General features: G+C 66.8%; 18 protein-coding genes. 13 read left to right on the top strand and 5 right to left on the bottom strand.

Annotation, left to right across the window (positions count from 1 at the left end; translation table 11 throughout):
- Window position 1 precedes the first annotated feature (1 nt).
- The gene (locus tag I73_RS03920; RefSeq protein ID WP_022979420.1) at window positions 2-1,165 is read left to right on the top strand and encodes a PLP-dependent transferase; all 1,164 of its coding nucleotides are present in this window, start codon (window positions 2-4) and stop codon (window positions 1,163-1,165) included.
- A 16-nt stretch (window positions 1,166-1,181) separates the two neighbouring features.
- Here the strand turns inward: I73_RS03920 and I73_RS03915 are convergent, their stop codons facing one another.
- Window positions 1,182-3,215 carry a sigma-54-dependent Fis family transcriptional regulator gene (locus tag I73_RS03915; RefSeq protein ID WP_022979419.1) on the bottom strand — a complete coding sequence of 678 codons (2,034 nt, stop codon included), beginning with the start codon at window positions 3,213-3,215 and terminating at the stop codon, window positions 1,182-1,184.
- Between the two features lie 355 nt (window positions 3,216-3,570).
- Between I73_RS03915 and I73_RS03910 the strand changes: the two genes are divergently transcribed.
- Entirely contained in the window at window positions 3,571-5,382 is a 1,812-nt protein-coding gene (locus I73_RS03910; protein WP_022979418.1) for an NAD(P)/FAD-dependent oxidoreductase, read from the top strand.
- Window positions 5,383-5,389: 7 nt separating this feature from the next.
- On the opposite strand, the gene pip is transcribed toward I73_RS03910, so the two are convergent.
- A complete protein-coding gene (gene pip, locus I73_RS03905; RefSeq protein ID WP_022979417.1) occupies window positions 5,390-6,367 on the bottom strand; it encodes a prolyl aminopeptidase in 978 nt (325 codons plus the stop codon).
- A 10-nt stretch (window positions 6,368-6,377) separates the two neighbouring features.
- Entirely contained in the window at window positions 6,378-6,848 is a 471-nt protein-coding gene (gene smpB / locus I73_RS03900; protein ID WP_022979416.1) for an SsrA-binding protein SmpB, read from the bottom strand.
- Between the two features lie 48 nt (window positions 6,849-6,896).
- Here smpB and I73_RS03895 point away from each other — a divergent pair, with 48 nt between their 5' ends.
- Window positions 6,897-7,349 carry a type II toxin-antitoxin system RatA family toxin gene (locus tag I73_RS03895; protein WP_022979415.1) on the top strand — a complete coding sequence of 151 codons (453 nt, stop codon included), beginning with the start codon at window positions 6,897-6,899 and terminating at the stop codon, window positions 7,347-7,349.
- Window positions 7,336-7,653, top strand: a complete 318-nt coding sequence (locus I73_RS03890; RefSeq protein ID WP_022979414.1) for an RnfH family protein — start codon at window positions 7,336-7,338, stop codon at window positions 7,651-7,653. Before I73_RS03895 ends, I73_RS03890 begins: the two co-directional genes overlap by 14 nt.
- A 28-nt stretch (window positions 7,654-7,681) precedes the next feature.
- Here I73_RS03890 and I73_RS03885 read toward each other — a convergent pair whose 3' ends face one another.
- Window positions 7,682-8,179, bottom strand: a complete 498-nt coding sequence (locus I73_RS03885; protein WP_026096276.1) for a DUF4124 domain-containing protein — start codon at window positions 8,177-8,179, stop codon at window positions 7,682-7,684.
- 169 nt (window positions 8,180-8,348) lie between these two features.
- Here I73_RS03885 and guaB point away from each other — a divergent pair, with 169 nt between their 5' ends.
- The 4 genes from guaB to I73_RS03865 all read left to right on the top strand — a co-directional run bounded on the left by guaB (window position 8,349) and on the right by I73_RS03865 (window position 13,400).
- Window positions 8,349-9,821, top strand: coding sequence for an IMP dehydrogenase (guaB, locus tag I73_RS03880; RefSeq protein WP_022979412.1), 1,473 nt, complete (start codon window positions 8,349-8,351; stop codon window positions 9,819-9,821).
- A gap of 71 nt (window positions 9,822-9,892) precedes the next feature.
- On the top strand, window positions 9,893-11,176 hold the full coding sequence (locus tag I73_RS25805; RefSeq protein WP_374701941.1) for a TCR/Tet family MFS transporter: 1,284 nt from the start codon (window positions 9,893-9,895) through the stop codon (window positions 11,174-11,176).
- A gap of 9 nt (window positions 11,177-11,185) precedes the next feature.
- A complete protein-coding gene (gene guaA / locus I73_RS03870; RefSeq protein WP_022979410.1) occupies window positions 11,186-12,790 on the top strand; it encodes a glutamine-hydrolyzing GMP synthase in 1,605 nt (534 codons plus the stop codon).
- A gap of 4 nt (window positions 12,791-12,794) precedes the next feature.
- Window positions 12,795-13,400: a 2'-5' RNA ligase family protein gene (locus I73_RS03865; RefSeq protein ID WP_022979409.1), complete on the top strand. Its 606-nt coding sequence runs from the start codon at window positions 12,795-12,797 to the stop codon at window positions 13,398-13,400.
- A 15-nt stretch (window positions 13,401-13,415) separates the two neighbouring features.
- On the opposite strand, the gene I73_RS03860 is transcribed toward I73_RS03865, so the two are convergent.
- Complete coding sequence (locus tag I73_RS03860; RefSeq protein ID WP_026096275.1) at window positions 13,416-14,291, bottom strand: LysR family transcriptional regulator; 876 nt, start codon at window positions 14,289-14,291, stop codon at window positions 13,416-13,418.
- Between the two features lie 94 nt (window positions 14,292-14,385).
- Here I73_RS03860 and I73_RS03855 point away from each other — a divergent pair, with 94 nt between their 5' ends.
- The 5 genes from I73_RS03855 to I73_RS32320 form a co-directional block, all read left to right on the top strand.
- Window positions 14,386-14,793 carry a CidA/LrgA family protein gene (locus tag I73_RS03855; protein WP_022979407.1) on the top strand — a complete coding sequence of 136 codons (408 nt, stop codon included), beginning with the start codon at window positions 14,386-14,388 and terminating at the stop codon, window positions 14,791-14,793.
- Window positions 14,794-14,802: 9 nt separating this feature from the next.
- The gene (locus I73_RS03850; protein ID WP_022979406.1) at window positions 14,803-15,492 is read left to right on the top strand and encodes an LrgB family protein; all 690 of its coding nucleotides are present in this window, start codon (window positions 14,803-14,805) and stop codon (window positions 15,490-15,492) included.
- Window positions 15,493-15,536: 44 nt separating this feature from the next.
- Window positions 15,537-16,157 (top strand): tRNA adenosine(34) deaminase TadA, encoded by a 621-nt coding sequence (gene tadA / locus I73_RS03845; RefSeq protein WP_022979405.1) that lies wholly within the window; start codon window positions 15,537-15,539, stop codon window positions 16,155-16,157.
- A complete protein-coding gene (locus I73_RS03840; RefSeq protein ID WP_022979404.1) occupies window positions 16,154-17,059 on the top strand; it encodes an LD-carboxypeptidase in 906 nt (301 codons plus the stop codon). Before tadA ends, I73_RS03840 begins: the two co-directional genes overlap by 4 nt.
- 287 nt (window positions 17,060-17,346) lie before the next feature.
- Window positions 17,347-19,742, top strand: a 2,396-nt coding sequence (locus tag I73_RS32320; protein ID WP_148289677.1) for a TonB-dependent receptor, incomplete at its 3' end; no start/stop codon positions are given.

The following is a 19,742-nucleotide window of genomic DNA, read 5'->3' as shown; positions in this document are numbered from 1 at the left end:
GATCCACCACCCCTACCACGCTCCGGGCGATTTCGAATCGCCGGTGGTGCCGGTGTGCAAAGGCTCGACCGTCTACTTCCCCACCATGGCCGCGCTGCGCCAGCGGCAGTGGGTGGACAAGAGCGCCTACACCTACGGCCTGCACGGCACGCCCACCACCTTCACGCTGGAGGCCCGGCTGGCCACGCTGGAGGGCGCCCAGCACGTGCTGCTGGCGCCCAGCGGTCTGTCGGCCATCACCGTGGTCAACATGGGCCTGCTGAAGGCGGGCGACACCCTGCTGCTGCCGGACAACGTCTACAACCCCAGCAAGGACTTCGCCCGCCACGAGATGGCGGCCTGGGGCATTGGCCACCGCCTGTACGACGCCATGCAGCCTGAGAGCCTGGCCCAGGCGCTGGACGAGACGGTCAAGCTGGTCTGGCTGGAAGCGCCGGGCTCGGTGACGCTGGAGTTCCCCGACCTGCCGGCCCTGGTGCGCACGGTGCGCGAGAAGGCGCCGCAGGCCGTGATCGCCCTGGACAACACCTGGGGCGCCGGCCTGGCCTTCGATGCCTTCGAGTTGGGCCAGGGCCTGGGCGTGGACGTGACCATCCATGCGCTGACCAAGTACCCCTCCGGCGGCGGCGATGTGCTGATGGGCTCGGTGGCCTGCCGCGACACGGCCCTGTACGAAAAGCTGGCCTGGACGCACAGCCGCCTGGGCCTGGGCGTGGGCGCCAACGACGTGGAGCTGGTGCTGCGCAACCTGCCCAGTCTGCCGCTGCGCTATGCGGCGCAGGACGCCGCCGCCCGGCGCATCGCGGCCTGGGCGCAGGCCCAGCCGCAGGTGACACGCGTGCTGCACCCGGCGCTGCCGGATTCCCCCGGCCATGCCCACTGGGCGGCGCTGTGCCGCGCCGCGGCCGGCCTGCTGACGCTGGAGATGGACCCGCGTTTCAGCGCCACGCAGGTGGACAGCTTCGTCGATGGGCTGCAGCGTTTCCGCATCGGCTGGAGCTGGGGCGGGCCGGTGAGCCTGGCCGTGCCTTACCAGGGCGGCGCCATGCGCAAGCTGGGCAGCCCCTACCGCGGCACGCTGGTGCGCCTGTGCATCGGCCTGGAGGCGGTGGACGACCTGATCGCCGACCTGGCCGCCGGCCTGGCCCGGCTGGACGCGCGCTGAAGCACGGGCTCCGGGCTCAGCCTCGTCCGTCGGCGGAGGACCACCGCACCCGCCGCTCGCCCAGCGCCAGGCGCTGGATGCGGCGGTGGATGGTGGAGCGGCTGACACCCAGCAGGCGGGCCGCTTCGGACACATTGCCCTGGCAGCGCTGCAGCAACTGCTCCAGCGCCATCGCAGGATCAGCGGTTTCCACGGGATCAGCCGCTTTGCCGACCTGCGGGGGCGGTTCCTGGGGCGGCGCCGGCAGGCGAGGGGGCAGCGCGCGGGTCTGGGGCTCTTCCGCCGCCGTGGCCAGCACCGTCTCCGGCAGATGCTCCGGGCCGAAGCACGGCCCTTCGCTCAGCGCGGCCGCATGGCACAGGGCGTTGTGCAGCTCGCGCAGGTTGCCCGGCCAGCCATGGGCGCGCAGCAGGGCGCGGGCTTCGGGCGTGGGCCGCAGGCCCGCGCGCTGGGCCTCGGCCAGGCGGTCGATCAGGGCGTCCAGGTCCTGACGCAGGCGCAGCGGCGGCAGGCTCAGCTGGGCCGCGTTCAGGCGGAACAGCAGGTCCTGGCGGAACAGGCCCTGGTCCACCAGCACCGCCAGGGGCCGGTGGCTGGCCGAGATGACCCGCAGGTCCAGCGGCTTGGGCTGACGCGCGCCCAGCGGCGTGATCTCCGACTCGGACAGCACCCGCAGCAGCTTGGCCTGCAGGTGCAGCGGCATGTCGCCGATCTCGTCCAGGAACAGGGTGCCGCGGTGCGCGGCCTCCACCAGGCCCGTCTTGCCGCGGCTGGCGCCGCCGGTGTAGGTGCCGGGCAGGTAGCCGAAGAGCTCGCTCTCCAGCAGGGTCTCCGGGATGGCGGCGCAGTTGATGGCGACGAAGGGCCCCGGCCGGCCGCTGGCCGCGTGCAGGGCGCGGGCCAGGTACTCCTTGCCGGCGCCGGTCTCGCCCTGGATCATCACCGGCAGGCGCTGCGGGGCCAGCCGGGCGGCCTTGTGCAGCAGCGCGTCCAGGCGGGCGTCGCCGGCCGACAGGGCGCGCAGCGCCTGCGGCACCGGGCTGGCTGTGGCGGTGGAGGTGGCCGGGGCCGCGTCGCGCACCGGCGTGGCGCCACCGCGCTGCGGCTCGATGGCGTGCGCGAACAGGATGCTGCCGTCGCGGGCGCGCACGATGCGGTCTTGTGCCAGGCGGTGGCGCAGCAGGCTGGGCAGGCCGTCCACATCCAGCTCGAAGAAGCGCTCCAGCGGCAGGCCCAGCAGGTCGCGCCGCTCGGCCCAGGGCAGGCCGATGGCCTGCGCCAGGATGCGGGCCGCGGCCTGCGTCATGCCGCGCACCCGGCCCGCGCCGTCCAGCGTCAGCGCGGCGTCCGGGTCCACGTCCAGAAAGTCGGGTGAGCGGGACAGGCGCAGCACCCAGTCGCTGCGCGAGCGCTCCATCAGGTGGGCCAGCTCGATGCGCCGGGCGGTGGACGTCACCAGGTGCAGGGCCAGGCTCTGGCTGCTGCGCGATTCGGGCGAGCGCAGCAGCGACAGGTCCAGCACCGCGGCCAGCTCGCCGCGGTGGTCGTAAATGGGCGCGGCGGTGCAGGACAGCGGCGTGTGCGTGTAGTCGAAGTGGTCGCTCTGGTGGATGATCAGCGCCTCACCGCCTTCCAGACAGGCCCCCACCGCACAGGTGCCGGCGCGGTCTTCGCGCCAGTCGGAGCCCAGGTAGAGCCCGGCGCGGCGCAGCGCGTCGGCGTCGCCCTCGTGGCCGAGGAAGTCCACCGTGATGCCGTGGCGGTCGGCCAGCAGCAGCACGTACTGCAGGCCGGCCAGCTGCTGGTACAGGCGCTCCAGCCCGCTGCGGGCAATGCGGATCAGCGGCTCGGATTCCTCGCGGTGCACCCGCAGCTGGCCCTCGGGGACGATGTAGGCCTCGCAGGTGGCGGCCGGGTCCAGCCGATGGCGTTCGATGCAGCGCTGCCAGCTGCGCAGCACGGCCGCGTCCCGCGCAGGAGCGCCGCGGTTCAGACCGAGGCCGAAGGACTCGATCTCCTGGACATGGGAGGCGTAGGAGCGTGCGTTCATGCGAGGGGGCCACCGTGGGCGTCACTTGATTGTGGGCAAGGGCCTTGCGGCGCTGCATGGAGGTTTACCCACACCCCGGCGCAGGGGCGTTGAGGCGCTCGGTGCGACAGGTGTCGCGGCGCTGTCGCAGCCGTCCGCTGCCGATGCAACACCTGTGGCGCGGGCGCCGAACAGGGCCAGCCCCGCCACAGGGGTGCAGCGGGACGGGCGCAGAGGGGCCAGCGCAGGGGCCTGTACAAGGGAAGAAGGCACCTCGAACCCGGGCGCAGCGCCGTGCCGATCCGGTGGTTGGCACAGGCATTGCCGAAAGAGCTGCGGCGCCGACGAGCGCTGCAACACGACACAGGAGACACGCATGACCCTTCCTTCCACCTCCGATCCCCGGGCCGCAGCACAGGCCGTGCTGGACGCGCTCAACCAGGGCCTGGCCGCCGAGAAGAGCGAGGCCGTGGCCGGCCTCTTCGCCGACGAGAGCTACTGGCGCGACCTGGTGCTCTTCACCTGGAACCTGAAGACGATGGAGGGACCGGCGCAGATCACCGAGATGCTGCGCCACCAGCTCAGCCCGGCCCTGCCGGTGCGCTTCGAACTCGATCCGAAGGAGACGGTGGAGGAGGCCGACGGCGTGGTCTCGGCCTGGCTGAGCATCGACACCCGCCTGGCCCGGGGCACCGGCCACCTGCGCCTGAAGAACGGCCGCATCTGGACCCTGCTGACCACCATGCAGGAGCTCAAGGGCTTCGAGGAGCCGCTGGGCCTGCGTCGCCCCAAGGGGGCCGAGCACGGCATCCACAAGCACCGCCAGACCTGGCTGGAGAAGCGCGAGCAGGAGGCCGCCGAGCTGGGCCGCAGCACGCAGCCCTATGTGCTGGTGATCGGGGGCGGGCAGGGCGGCATCGCCCTGGGTGCGCGGCTGCGCCAGCTGGGCGTGCCGCACATCGTGATCGACACCCATGAGCGCCCGGGCGACCAATGGCGCGGGCGCTACAAGTCGCTGTGCCTGCACGACCCGGTCTGGTACGACCACCTGCCGTACCTGCCGTTTCCGGACAACTGGCCGGTGTTCGCGCCCAAGGACAAGATCGGCGACTGGCTGGAGATGTACACCAAGGTCATGGAGGTCAACTACTGGCCGTCCACCCGGGCGACGCAGGCGCGCTGGAACGAGACCACCCAGGCCTGGGAAGTGACGGTGCAGCGCGACGGCGAGACCCTGGTGCTGCGGCCCCAGCAGCTGGTGTTCGCCACCGGCATGTCCGGCAAGCCCAACATCCCGAAGATCCCCGGCCAGGACGTGTTCCGCGGCGAGCAGCAGCACTCCTCGCAGCACCCGGGGCCGGACGCTTACCGGGGCAAGAAGGTGGTGGTGATCGGGGCCAACAACTCGGCACACGACATTTGCGCGGCGCTGTGGGAGCACGAGGCCGATGTCACCATGGTGCAGCGCTCGTCCACCCACATCGTGCGTTCGGACTCGCTGATGGAGATCGGCCTGGGCGCCTTGTATTCGGAGCAGGCCGTGGCCAACGGGGTCAGCACCCGCAAGGCGGACCTGATCTTCGCCTCGTTGCCCTATCGCATCATGGCCGACTTCCAGAAGCCGCTGTACGACCAGATCCGCGAGCGGGATGCGGACTTCTACCGCGCGCTGGAGAAGGCCGGCTTCATGCTGGACTTCGGCGACGATGGCTCGGGCCTGTTCATGAAGTACCTGCGCCGCGCCTCGGGCTACTACATCGACGTGGGCGCCTGCGACCTGGTCATCGACGGCAGCATCAAGCTGCAGTCGGGCAAGGGCATCAGCCACCTCAGCGAGACCGCGGTGGTGCTGGACGACGGCACCGAGCTGCCGGCCGACCTGGTGGTCTATGCCACCGGCTACGGCTCGATGAACGGCTGGGTCGCCGACCTGATCAGCCCCGAGGTGGCCGACCGGGTGGGCAAGGTGTGGGGCCTGGGCTCGGCCACCACCAAGGACCCGGGGCCCTGGGAAGGCGAGCAGCGCAACATGTGGAAGCCCACGCAGCAGCCGGGGCTGTGGTTCCACGGCGGCAACCTGCACCAGTCACGCCACTACTCGCTGTACCTGGCCTTGCAGCTCAAGGCCCGCATGGAGGGGCTGCCGGTGTCGGTCTACGGCCAGCAGGCCGTGCACCACACCCGCTGAACCTGGCTCAGACCAGCCGGCCGGTGGCCGCAAAGCGGTCGGTGGCGGCCACGAGTTCGGCAGCGATGCCGGGCTCGTAGGACGAGTGCCCGGCATCGGGCACGACCACCAGCCGCGCCTGGGGCCAGGCGTCGGCCAGCGCATGGGCGTAGCGCACCGGGCAGATCACGTCGTAGCGGCCGTGCACGATGATGGCCGGCAGGTGCTGGATGGCCGGCACGCCATCGATCAACTGCCCGGGCCGCAGAAAGGCCTGGTGGGCGAAGTAGTGCGCCTCCAGCCGGCCCATGCCCAGTGCGGCGGTGTCGTCCGTCATGGCGGCCACCGCCTCGGGTTGCGGGTGCAGGTAGATGCAGGCGCCTTCGTAGCGGGCCCAGGCGCGCGCCGCGGGCAGGTAGACGGCCGGATCGGTGTGGGTCAGGCGGCGCTGGTAGGCCCCCAGCAGGTCGCCGCGCTCGCCCTCGGGGATGAAGCCGGCGAAGGCTTCCCATTCCTTCGGGAAGATGTTGCGCACGCCATAGAGCCACCAGTCGATCTCTTCCTGCGTGCCCAGCCAGATGCCGCGCAGCACCAGGCCCAGGCAGCGCTGAGGATGGGCCTGGGCGTAGGCCAGCGAGAGGGTGGAGCCCCAGGAGCCGCCGAAGACCAGCCAGCGCTCGATGCCCAGCATCTCGCGCAGCTGCTCGAAGTCGGCGATCAGCAACTCGGTGGTGTTGTCCTGGCAGTCGCCCAGTGGGGTGGACTGGCCCGAGCCGCGCTGGTCCAGCAGGACGATGTGGTAGCGGGCCGGATCGAAGTAGCGGCGGCTGCGCGGCGAGGTGCCCGCGCCCGGGCCACCGTGCACGAAGATGACCGGGATGCCGGCGGGGTTGCCGCTGGTCTCCCAGTAGAGGCTGTGGCGGCCATCGACCTGCAGATGACCGCTGCGCAGCGGCTCCAGCGGCGGGTAGAGGATGTCGTCCAGGGTGCGGGTGCTGCTGCTCATCGTGTGTCGTTCAATCCTTGGCCGGGCCGGAGACCTTGTGGCGCATCAGCCGGCCTTTCTCCCGTTCCCAGTCGCGCTTCTTCTCGGTCTCGCGCTTGTCGTGCTGGGCCTTGCCCTTGGCCAGTGCGATCTCGGCCTTCACGCGGCCGGCCTTGTAGTGCAGGTTCAGGGGCACCAGGGTGAAGCCGCGCTGCTCCACCTTGCCCACCAGCCGCTTGATCTGCTCCTTGTGCATCAGCAGCTTCTTGGTGCGGTCGGCTTCCGGGTGCACATGGGTGGAGGCGCTGCGCAGCGCATTGATGCGGCAGCCGATCAGATAGAGCTCGCCGTCGCGGATCACCACGTAGCCGTCGGTGAGCTGCACCTGGCCGGCGCGGATGGCCTTGACCTCCCAGCCTTCCAGCACCACACCGGCCTCGAATTGCTCTTCGATGTGGTATTCGAAACGGGCTCGGCGGTTTTCTGCGATCAGGGCGGACATGGGGGCAATCAGGGTGGGCCGATGGGCCCCTTAAAATCGGACCATTGTATGAAGCACGTCAAGAAGTCCGTCCTGCTCTGGTACACCCCGGCCGAGATGTACCGCCTGGTGACCGATGTGCCGGCCTACCCGCAGTTCCTGCCCTGGTGTGAACGGGGCGAGGTCCTGGAGACGCGTGAGGACGGCGTGACGGCCAAGGTGCACCTGCACTATGCCGGCGTGCGCCACGCCTTCACCACCCGCAACACCCACCAGCCCGACCGGCAGGTGCTGATGCGTCTGGTGGACGGGCCGTTCTCGATGCTGGAAGGTTCCTGGGACTTTCTGCCGCTGGGTTCGACCCAGGAGCCGCCCAAGGCCTGCAAGGTCGAGTTCGATTTGCGCTATGCCTTTTCCAGCCGGCCGCTGGAGCTGGTGCTCAGCCCGGTGTTCGACCGGGTGGCCAACACCTTTGTCGAGTCCTTCGTGAAGCGCGCGGAGCAGGTCTATGGCCCCCGCTGAGATGCCCGCCGTGCTGGACATCGAGGTGGCCTACAGCCCGGCGCCGCGCCAGGTGGACCGCGTCGCCCTGACGCTGCCGGCGGGCAGCACCGTGGCGCAGGCGCTGCAGGCCAGTGGCCTGCTGGCACGGCATGGGCTGCCGCTGGACGACACGCTGTCCGTGGGGGTGTGGATGAAAGCCCGTCCGCTGGAGACGGTGCTGCGCCCGAACGACCGGGTGGAGATCTGGCGGGCGCTGACCGTCGATCCGAAGGAAGCGCGCCGTCAGCGCTATCGCAAGCAGAAGGTGGACAAGGCCGGCTGAGCCCTGCCGGCCTGCCCGGGCGACGGCCTCACTCGCAGCTGGCGCTGATCTGCTGCTGCGCGCGGCCGATCTCGTCGGCACGGGCCTTGTCGTCCAGGAATTCGCGCTCGCCCTTGTCGTTGGCCCGCGCGATGCGGGCGCCGCTTTGCAGCATCTGCAACTGGTTGCGGGCACGCTGGCAGTTCTGGGCCTTCTCGGCGCTCAGGCGCTCCTTGTCGGCATTGGCCTTGGCCTCCTTGGCGGCGGCCTGGCTCTGGGCCAGCTTGTTCTTGCGGGCTTCCAGGTCCTTGTCGGTGCCGGCGGAGGTCGCCGCGGCGACCGGCTGGGCGGTGTCTCCGGAGGCCGTCGGCAGGTGCGCGGCGTTGGGGCGCTGCAGGATGTCCTTGTCCGGGACGTCTGGGCCGGGCGGCCGGTCGCTGACCATCACGTGGCCGTCCCGGTCGCGCCACTTCCAGATGGACTGGGCCGAGGCGGCCGTGGCGGCGAGGGCCAGAAGGCCCAACAGGCAAAGGCGGGACAGCGTCATGACAGGCGGCAGGATCGGGGGAAACATCGCATCCGACGAATGCGGTCGAGAGTGCAGGCGGGAGTGTAAGGCGGTGCTCCGCCTGCGGGCAGGGCAATGTGTATCCATGCGGACAGGAAAGATGTGTGCGCATTCCGTATAATCCGCTTTTGCGTCTGGAGCTTTCCCCATGCGCCTTCTTGGCAAAGCGCTGACCTTCGACGATGTGTTGCTGGTCCCCGCGTTCTCTCAAGTGCTGCCGCGCGACACCTCGCTGGCCACCCATTTCTCCCGCAACATCGTTCTGAACCTGCCGCTTGTGTCGGCAGCGATGGACACGGTGACCGAAGCCCGCCTGGCGATCACGATCGCCCAGGAAGGTGGCATGGGCATCGTCCACAAGAACCTCACGCCCAAGCAGCAGGCGACCGAGGTGGCGCGGGTCAAGCGCTATGAATCCGGCCTGCTGAAGGACCCCATCACCATCTCGCCCGAGACCCGGGTGCACGAGGTGAAGGCGCTGTCCGCCCAGCATGGCATCTCGGGCTTCCCGGTGATCGATGCGGGCCGTGTGGTCGGCATCGTCACGGGCCGGGATCTGCGCTTCGAGACCCGTCTGGACGTGCCGGTGCGCGAGATCATGACGCCCCGCGAGCGCCTGATCACCGTGAAGGAAGGCGCTTCGCTGGCCGAGGCCAAGGAGCTGATGCACAAGCACAAGCTCGAGCGTGTGCTGGTCGTCAACGACGCCTTCGAGCTGCGCGGTCTCTTCACCGTCAAGGACATCACCAAGCAGACCACCTTCCCCAACGCAGCCCGTGATTCGCACGGCAAGCTGCGCGTGGGTGCGGCGGTGGGCGTGGGCGAGGGCACCGAAGAGCGCGTGGAGCTGCTGGTCAAGGCCGGCGTGGATGCGCTGATCGTCGACACGGCCCATGGCCACTCGGCCGGCGTGATCGAGCGGGTGCGCTGGGTCAAGCGCAACTATCCGCAGATCGAGGTCGTGGGCGGCAACATCGCCACCGGCGCTGCGGCGCTGGCGCTGGTCGAGGCGGGAGCCGATGCGGTCAAGGTCGGCATCGGCCCGGGCTCCATCTGCACCACCCGCATCGTTGCGGGTGTGGGCGTGCCCCAGATCATGGCCATCGACAGCGTGGCCACGGCGCTCAAGGGCACCGGCGTGCCGCTGATCGCTGACGGCGGCATCCGCTACTCGGGCGACATCGCCAAGGCCATCGCCGCCGGTGCCAGCACCGTGATGATGGGCGGCATGTTCGCCGGCACCGAGGAAGCACCGGGCGAGGTCATCCTCTACCAGGGCCGCAGCTACAAGAGCTACCGCGGCATGGGCTCGATCGGGGCGATGAAGGCCGGTTCGGCCGACCGCTACTTCCAGGAAAACGACGAGACCACCAATCCGAACGCTGACAAGCTGGTGCCCGAGGGCATCGAAGGCCGCGTGCCTTACAAGGGCTCGCTGGTCTCGATCATCTACCAGATGGCCGGCGGCCTGAGGGCTTCGATGGGCTATTGCGGTTGTGCCACCATCGACGAGATGCGCGACCGTGCCGAGTTCGTCGAGATCACGGCGGCCGGCATCCGCGAAAGCCATGTGCACGATGTGCAGATCACCAAGGAAGCGCCCAACTACCGGGCGGAGTGAGCTCCCGTCGTGACCCTTCGCAGCGCCCGGCCCGTCCGGGCGCTGTCATTGAAGCCTCTGCCTGAAGTCCGATGCGTCCGATGAGCCCAGCCGAGAACCCGCAAAGCACACCTCGCCAGCGGACGGCCGCGATGCCGTTCATCATGCTGACCGTCTTGATCGACATGGTGTCGATCGGGCTCATCATCCCGGTGCTGGCGCCGCTGGTCGGCACCTTCACCGGCTCCCAGACCGACCAGGCCTTCTGGTACGGCATGGTCAGCCTGGCTTTTGGGGTGGCCAACTTCTTCGGTTCGCCGGTGCTGGGGGCCGCGTCCGACCATTTCGGCCGTCGGCCCGTGTTGTTGCTGGGCTTCACCGGCCTGGCGCTGAGCTTCTTCGTCACCGGCCTGGCCACGGCGGTGTGGATGCTGATCGCCGTGCGCTTGGTCAGCGGTGCGCTGCAGGCCAACGCGGCGGTGGCCCAGGCCTATGTGGCGGACATTTCCACGCCGCAGGAGCGGGCCAAGCGCTTTGGCATGCTGGGCGCCACCTTCGGCATGGGCTTCGTGCTCGGCCCGGTGATGGGCGGGCTGCTGGGCCACATCAGTCTGCACCTGCCCTTTTTCGTCGCGGGCAGCCTGGCCATCGTGAACGCGATCTACGGCGTGTTCGTGCTGCCCGAATCCCTGCCCAAGGACCGGCGCGTGTCGATCGACTGGCGCAAGGCCAACCCGGTGGCCTCGCTGCGGCGGCTGGGCGAGACCGAAGGCATCGGCACCCTGGTCGCGGTCATCGGCCTGTCCAGCCTGGCCCAGTTCATCCTGCACACCACCTGGGTGCTCTACACCACCTTCAAGTTCGGCTGGGGGCCGAAGGAGAACGGCTGGTCGCTGTTCGCCATTGGCGTGATGGCCGTGCTGGTGCAGGGGGGGCTGATCCGCGTGGCGGTCAAGCGCATCGCGCCGCAGCGCATCGCGGTGATCGGCCTGGTGTCCTCGGCCATCTGCTACCTGCTGTGGGGCCTGGCCAACCGGGGCTGGATGATGTACGCCATCATCGTGCTCGACATCTTCGGCATGATGGTCAACACCACCCTCCAGACGGTCGTGTCCACCGCGGTGGATGAACATTCCCAAGGGCGCACACTGGGCGCGGTGGCCTCGCTCAACAGCCTGACGGCCGTGGCGGCGCCGGTGATCGGCTCCTTCCTGCTGCAGCTGACCGCCCATTACCCGCATGGCGACTGGCGCATCGGCGCGCCGTTCTACCTGTGTGCCGCACTGCAGGTGCTGGCCACCGTGCTGGCCATCCAGCATTTCCGTCGCCATCCTTCTCCGCTCAAGCCGATCGAGGCCGAGGCGGCTCCCACCTGAGATCCCACCATGCATGACAAGATCCTGATCCTCGACTTCGGCTCCCAGGTGACCCAGCTGATCGCACGGCGCGTGCGCGAGGCCCATGTGTACTGCGAGATCCACCCGAACGATGTGTCGGACGACTTCATCCGCAGCTATGCCCCCAAGGGCATCATCCTGTCGGGCAGCCACGCCAGCACCTACGAGGACCACCAACTGCGCGCGCCGCAGGCGGTGTGGGACCTGGGGGTGCCGGTGCTGGGCATCTGCTACGGCATGCAGACCATGGCGGTGCAACTGGGCGGCGAGGTGAGCTGGAGCGACACCCGCGAGTTCGGCTATGCCGAGGTGCGCGCCCATGGCCACACCCGCCTGCTGGACGGTGTGCAGGACTTCGCCACCGCCGAGGGCCACGGCATGCTCAAGGTCTGGATGAGCCACGGCGACAAGGTCACGACCCTGCCGCAGGGCTTCAAGCTGATGGCCAGCACCCCCAGCTGCCCGATCGCTGGCATGGCCAACGAGGACAAGGGCTACTACGCCGTCCAGTTCCACCCCGAGGTGACCCACACCGTGCAGGGCGCGGCCATGCTGACCCGTTTCGTGCGCGAGATCGCCGGCTGCGCGGGCGACTGGATCATGGGCAACTACATCGAGGAGGCGGTCGCCAAGATCCGCGAGCAGGTGGGTGACGAGGAAGTGATCCTCGGCCTGTCCGGCGGCGTCGATTCGAGCGTGGCCGCGGCCCTGATCCACCGCGCCATCGGTGACCAGCTGACCTGCGTCTTCGTGGACCACGGCCTGCTGCGCCTGAACGAGGGCGACATGGTGATGGACATGTTCGAAGGCAAGCTGCACGCGAAGGTGATCCGCGTGGATGCCAGCGAGCTGTTCCTGGGCCAACTGGCCGGCGTGACCGACCCCGAGAAGAAGCGCAAGATCATCGGCGGCCTGTTTGTCGATGTCTTCAAGGCCGAGGCGGCCAAGCTGAAGGCGGGCGACGGTGGCCACAAGGGCGCGACCTTCCTGGCCCAGGGCACCATCTACCCGGACGTGGTGGAGAGCGGTGGCACCAAGACCAAGAAGGCCACCACCATCAAGAGCCACCACAACGTGGGCGGCCTGCCTGAGCAACTGGGCCTGAAGCTGCTGGAGCCGCTGCGCGAGCTGTTCAAGGACGAGGTGCGCGAACTGGGCGTGGCCCTGGGCCTGCCGCCGGAAATGGTCTACCGCCATCCCTTCCCGGGCCCTGGCCTGGGGGTGCGCATCCTGGGCGAGGTGAAGAAGGAATACGCCGACCTGCTGCGCCGGGCCGATGCCATCTTCATCGACGAATTGCGTTCCACCATCGAGCCGAACTCCGGCAAGAGCTGGTACGACCTGACCAGCCAGGCCTTCACCGTCTTCCTGCCGGTCAAGAGCGTGGGCGTGATGGGCGATGGCCGCACCTACGACTACGTGGTGGCCCTGCGCGCGGTGCAGACCAGCGACTTCATGACGGCCGACTGGGCCGAGCTGCCCTACAGCCTGCTCAAGAAGGTCTCCAGCCGCATCATCAACGAGGTGCGTGGCATCAACCGCGTGACCTACGACGTCTCGAGCAAGCCGCCGGCCACCATCGAGTGGGAGTGAGCCTTTGTCCGACCAGCTGTCGCTGATGGGTTTCGAGGCGCCGCCGCCGGCGGTGCCGACGGACCGGCTGTTCTTTGCCTTGCAGCCTTCCGTGGCAGCCTGTGCGCAGATCACCGCACTCGGCAAGGCGCTGTGCGAGACGCACGGCCTGCACAGCAAACTGATTGCGCCGGAGAGGCTGCACATCACGCTGCACCATCTGGGCGACCATGCCGGCCTGCCCGCCGACGTGGTGGACGCTGCGGGCCGCGCGGCCACACGCATGGCCAGCCCGCCCTTCGAGGTGGTACTGGACTACGCGATGAGCTTTCGCATGCGGCGGGACAAGGCACCGTTCGTCCTTCGGTCGGCCGAAGGTCAGGACGGCGCCCTGATGGACTTCCAGCGTGAGCTGGGCTTGGCCATGGCCCGCGAGGGTCTGGGGCACTCGGTGGATGTCCGCTTCACCCCGCATGTGACGCTCACCTACGCACCGCGCGAGCTGCCGGAATCGCCGGTCGAACCGCTGCGGTGGACGGTGCGGGAGTTCGTGCTGATTCACAGCCTGCTGGGCAAGACCCAGCACCGCGTGCTGGGGCGCTGGTCTCTGCCTGACGTGAATCAGGCCTGAGCTGCTCGGGACTGCTCAGCGCGCAGGATCAATCAGATCCAGCCAGGCCTGGGCCGCATGGGACAGATAGGCTCCACGCCGCCAGGCCAGCGCCATGAGCCAGGTGAGTGACGGAGCGGTGAGGCCCACCACGCGCACACCGCTGTGCCGCCGTTGCTCGGCCATCATGCGGGGCAGGAAGCCGATGCCCAGGCCGGCGGCCACCAGTTCGATCATGAAGTCGATCTGGCTGGTGCGCGCCGCCACATGGGGCGTGAAGCCCACCTGTTGACAGGCCTCCAGGATGATCGGATTGAGCGCAAAGCCCGACTCGAACAGCACGAAGGGCAGGGCCGAGAGTCGAGCCAGTTCGAGCTCTGAGGCCTGGCTCAGGGGATGGGCTGCTGCGATCAGGACCACGATGGGTTCCTGGCGCACCAGCTTGAAATCGAACTCGGCGGGCACCGGCGCGAGCAGGCCGGCCAGATCGATTTCGCCGGCCCGCAGCACCTCTTCCAGCCGCTTGGAGCCGTGCTCCACCAGCCGGATGTCGATGCCGGGGTAGCGGGCCCGGAAGGTGGCGAACACCGGCGCAAAGAGCTGGCTGCTGCCGATGGGGGGCAGACCCAGGCGAAGTTCGCCCCGCTGCAGCCCCCGCAAGGCGTTGAGCTCGGCCAGCAGGTCGTCCTGCTCGGCCAGCAGGGTGAGGGCGCGCCGATGCACGATCTCCCCCGCCGGGGTGAGGCGTGGCGGGTGCACGTCGCGGTCCAGCAGCACGAAGCCCAGATCTTCCTCCAACTGGCGCACGGCCTTGCTGACGGCGGACTGGGTGGCGAAGACGGTGCGGGCCGCCTGTGAAAAGCCGCCCTGGCGGGTCACTTCCACCAGGGCGCGCAGGGGGCGGAGTTTGATGTCCATTCCAAATTGGAATTGAAGTCAGTAGAACAATTCGCTTTCATCATGCTGCGGTGCGCCATACATTGCAAGCCAGCAGGAGGTAATTCCCATGAGCTTGCATGACATGTCCGTGATCGCACGTCGCCAGTGGCGCCACCATCGCCTGGTGCAGATCGCTCTGTTGGTGCTGGCCTGGCTGGCGGGCGAAGCCATTGTTCGGGTCAGCGGCATCGGCCTGCCCGGCGGCATCGTCGGCATGGTGCTCACCCTGCTGCTGCTGGCGACCGGCCAGATTCAGCTGGGCAGCCTGCGTCGCGGCGCCCAGTGGTTCCTGGCCGAAATGCTGCTGTTCTTCGTGCCGGCCGTGCTGGCGGTGCTCAACCACCCTGAGCTGTTCGGCTGGCTGGGCGCCAAGGTGCTGGCCGTGATCGTGCTGGGCACGCTGACCGTGATGGCCGTCACGTCGGTGGTGGTCGACATGGTGCTGCGCCTGACCCATCACGAGGCCACGGCCTGAGGAGCTGTCATGGGCACGTTGTTGCTGACCCTTGGATGGTCGACCATCACCATCCTCATCTACCTGGCCGCCAAGTCCTTTCATCGGCTGCTGCCCCGGTGGTGGAGCGCGCCGCTGGCCATGACACCGGCCGTGCTCATCGCACTGGTGCTGCTGGCCCATGAAGATTACAGCGACTACATCCGCGGTACGCACTGGATGGTGTTGCTGCTGGGGCCGGCCACGGTGGCCTTTGCTGTGCCCATCTTCGAGCAGCGGGCCTTGATCCGCCGCCACTGGCCGGCACTGTTGCTGGGCATGGTGGCGGGCAGTTCGGCCGCCATGGTGTCGGCCTGGGGGCTGGCCACCTTGCTGGGTGTCGGGGGGGAATTGCGCCTGAGCCTGCTGCCGCGCTCCATCAGCACGCCGTTTGCGATGACCGTGTCGGGCGACATCGGGGGTGTGCCCGATCTGACCGCCGTGTTCGTCGTCTTCACCGGCGTGCTGGGCGCCGCGCTGGGCGAGGGCATGCTGCGCTGGCTGCCCTTGCGCAGCAGCCTGGCCCGGGGCGCCTTGTTCGGCATGGGGGCCCACGGTGCGGGCGTGGCCAAGGCCAGCCAGGTGGGGCGCGAGGAGGGGGCCGTCGCGGGGCTGGTGATGGTGCTGGTGGGCGTGATGAACGTGCTGATGGCGCCCGTGCTGGCTGTTCTGTTGCGGTGATCGGGCCCGGGGCGTGGCATCATGCCCGTCCACCGCGACCGATCATGACCGAGCCACAGCGCATCACGCCCACATTCTCCACGCAGGACGAAGCCGCGATGCGGATCGCGCTGGACCAGGCCCAGAATGCCTGGCTGGCCGGCGAGGTGCCGGTGGGCGCGGTCATCATGCGCGACGGCCAGGTGCTGGCCACGGGCTACAACCGCCCCATCACCACGCACGATCCGACGGCCCACGCCGAACTGGTGGCGCTGCGGCACGCGGCCCAACTGGTGGAGAACTACCGCCTGCCCGACTGCGAGCTCTTCGTCACCCTGGAGCCCTGTGCCATGTGCGCCATGGCCCTGATGCATGCGCGCTTCAAGCGGGTGGTCTTCGGGGCGCTGGATCCGAAGACAGGGTCGGCCGGTTCGGTGGTGGATCTGTTTGCCCAGCCGCAGCTGAACCACCACACCCAGGTGCAGGGCGGGCTGATGTCCGATGCCTGCGGGCAGATCCTGCGGGACTTCTTTGCGGAGCGTCGGCGCCAGCAGCGTGCCTTGCGACAGGCGGCCCCTGCGGAGGCGGCGGACCCACCTCTGACCTCGGCCATTCCCGCCGGGGAGGTGCAGGAACTGCCGCTGGATGCCCTTGACGAATTTTCTCCTACCCGTGGTCTGACATGAACCTCGAAGCCAAGCCTTCCCTCACGATCTATTCGCCTGCCGGCGTGGTGCTGAAGGCCGCGCCGGTCAAGCTGGCCGCGGCCCGGTTGAAGGCCCGAGGCTTCGCGGTGCGCATCGACGAAGCGGCGCTGTCCAAGAGTCAGCGTTTCGCTGGCGACGACGATCAGCGTCTGGCCGCCATCCACCGGGTGGCCGCCGAGGCCCCCTCCGTCGCCCTGGCCACGCGGGGCGGCTATGGCCTGTCCCGTCTGCTGGATCGCCTGGACTGGGATCTGCTGGCCCGCAGTGTGGACCAGGGCACGCGTTGGGTCGGGCACAGCGATCTGACCGCCCTGCAGATGGGGCTGTTGGCCCACAAGAAGGCGCCAACTTGGTGCGGTCCAATGGCGGCGGGCGATTTTGGTGCAGAGTCCCTGGACGAGGTGACGCCGGACTGCTTTTGCGAGGCCATGTTCGGAGAGCTCGAAGCCGTGGGCTTTCGCGCGCCGGCCGGTTTCGATGGCCTGAGCGCCAGCGGTGTTCTGTGGGGGGGGAACCTGAGCATGCTGTGTTCCCTGCTGGGCACGCCGCACTGGCCCAAGGTGCGCGGCGGCATTCTCTTCCTGGAGGATGTGGCCGAGCACCCATACCGCGTCGAGCGGATGTTGCTGCAGCTTCACCAGGCCGGTGTGTTCGCCGCGCAGAAGGCCATCCTGCTCGGGGCCTTCACCGAGTGGCGCAAGTCACCCATGGACCGCGGCTACGACCTCAAGGCCGCAGTCGAGCATCTGCGCCAGCAGACCGGCGTGCCCATCCTGACCGGCTTCCCCTTCGGGCACGTGCCGACCAAGGTCACCATGCCTCTGGGCATGCGCGTGCAGTTGGCTGTGGAAGGGCGGGACGCCCTCATCGGCTGGCACTGAGCCGGCTTTCTAGATGACTGGTCTGACCGAGGAAAGATCGCCGACAAAGAGGCGAGACGCCACAACTGGCGTCAACCACCCTCGTTCCCCCTAGTTCTGTGCAGCATTCAAGCAACAAAACAGCCTGTTTGCGTGCCACTAAGGATTAGTGGGGGGACTCCCCGGACGTGACCTTCCGTCACAATCGGTTCACACGTTCCAGGAGCAAGTACATAAAGGCTTCACAAGACCGGCATGTGCCTTGCTCCTGGAGTGGGTCTATCGATCAACCATCTGGAGAGTAGTCAGTGGCACAAATCAAGAAACCTTCTCAGCTGTGGCGGTATTCTGCCGTTGCATTGGCGGTCAGTCTTAGCTGCATCTCGGGCACGGTCCTCGCCCAGTCGAATACCGTTGGCTCAGTGTTCGGTCGCGTGGCGGCTCAGGCTGGCGATCAAGTGGTGGTTAAAAACATCGGCACCGGCTTGAAGCGGGTGGTGTCTGTGAACAGCGAGGGCTCGTTCCAAGCGGTGGCTCTGCCGCCCGGTAGCTACACCGCTACTCTGCAAAAAAATGGCAAGGCCGTTAGCACGGTGTCTTTCGAGGTGCTAGCAGGGCAGGGGGCCGAGGTCAGCTTTGCTGGTTCCTTGGGTGGCACTCAGGTGGTGCAAGTCGTGGGTCGTGCTAAGACGATCGACGTGTCCAGTTCTGAGAACGGAAGCACTTTTACCGCGAAGCAATTGGCGGCCCTTCCTATTGCATCCAAGGACCTGAATGGCATCATCGCCTTGGCCGCCAATACCGTTAAAGCAGATAACCGCTACTCTGGTGGTGTCAGCATCGGAGGTGGCGCTCCTTCGGAGAACTCGTATTATATCAATGGCTTCCCTGTTACCAATGCATTGAGTCAGCTGGGTTCGATTGAGCTGCCTTATGGCGCCGTATCCCAGGCTGATATCAAGACGGGCGGGTTCGGTGCTGAATTCGGGCGTTCCGTCGGCGGGGTGGTGAATATCACAACGAAGAGCGGAACGAATGAATGGCACGGTGGTGTTGGTTTTGAGATTGAACCTAACGCCCTGAAAGCCAAACTGCCCAAGAACTATTATCCGAATACCAAGGCCCTGACCGGATACGACGGTAATGGTGATACGGATGGCAAGCTTTTCCTTGATCATTCAAAAGATACCAAGACGGAGTATACCTACAGCGCTAACGTTGGTGGTCCGCTGATTGAAGATAAGCTGTTCATGTTCTTGGCGGCCGACTACACCCGTACTCACTCCACTGGGGTGAATGCTGATACGGGTAGCTCATTGTTGAGCACGAACGGTTGGCTGGATGAGGTTGATACTAATACTCGTTATCTGGGGAAGTTCGACTGGTTGCTCAATGAGGATCACCAGTTGGAATTGACGTTGATTGGCGATAATTACAAGACCACCGATAAGTATAGTGGTTATGATTATGCCGCCGGTCAAAAGGGGAAGTACGTCTACACTGAGTATGCTAAGAATGCGGCAAATATCACGCCTGCTGTCGGTGGTGATGCTCAAGTTCTGAAGTATACGGGCAACTTCACGGATGACTTTACGCTCACGGCTCTCTATGGGCAAAGTCGCTCCAATCACGCCGATACATTTAGTTTCCCTCCTACTGCTCCGACGTTTGGGTGGAATGCCACGGGGCGGAATCCGAATCTGACCTATGTCCAGCCTGCAGATGCACTGAATCCTCTGCCGGCAACGACAACGCTGATTCCGGATGGGGCGCACGACACGACTAAGTCTTTCCGGTTGGATGGTGAGTTGCGCTTGGGTGACCATACGATTCGTGCCGGCCTGGATGAGAACCGGCTGAAGTCCGAAGGTGCCGGCGAGACGGTTGCAGGTGGACATTCATGGTTGTATCGCAGCACTTCTAATGGAGCTGCAAACCCCGGCGGTGATGGTCCGATCAGCGGCTTTACCAATGCAGTGAACGGTAGGTACTACTATGTCATTGATTACATCTTTGACGATGCGACTGCGGCGCAATCCAATCAGTCTGCGCAGTACATTGAAGATCGCTGGAAGGTCACCAAGGACTTGTTGCTGACCGCGGGGCTGCGTAACGAGAGTTTTGTTAACAAGAACGGCGACGGTCAGACCTTCTTGAAGTCCGATAATTTCCTGAGCCCACGTTTTGCTGCGGCGTGGGATGTCAACGGGGATGCTTCAATGAAGGTATATGGCTCTGCCGGCCGTTACAGCCTGCAGATCCCGACCCATGTGGCCGTCCGAGGCGCCAGTCGGTCGTTGTACACGACTCAGTACTTTGCCTACACGGGGGTGGATCCCGTGACCGGCTTGCCTACCGGGCTTACCTCTATGGGACCGGCTGCTTCGGCTAACAATGAGCTTGGGCAAGCTAAAGATGTAAAGAGTGTTTCCGCCCAAGGGATTAAGCCGACCTATCAGGATGAATTGACGCTTGGCATTGAAAGCGCGTTGACGGAAGACCTGATGGGTGGGGCAAAGGTGACATATCGCACTTTGCGTCAGACGATTGACGATATGTGCGATTCACGCCCTTTCTATGCGTATGCGGATGCGCATGGTATTAATACTGATAATTACTCGTATACGTGTGCGTCTTTCAACCCTGGAAAGGATAATACCTTCTTGGTTGACTATGCGGGCGATCAGAAGACGTACACAACGGT

This window comes from Ideonella sp. B508-1 (genome assembly GCF_000333615.1).
GTDB lineage: Bacteria > Pseudomonadota > Gammaproteobacteria > Burkholderiales > Burkholderiaceae_C > Ideonella.
Note: the sequence above shows the minus strand (reverse complement) of the source record. Positions and strands in the feature narration are given on the sequence as shown.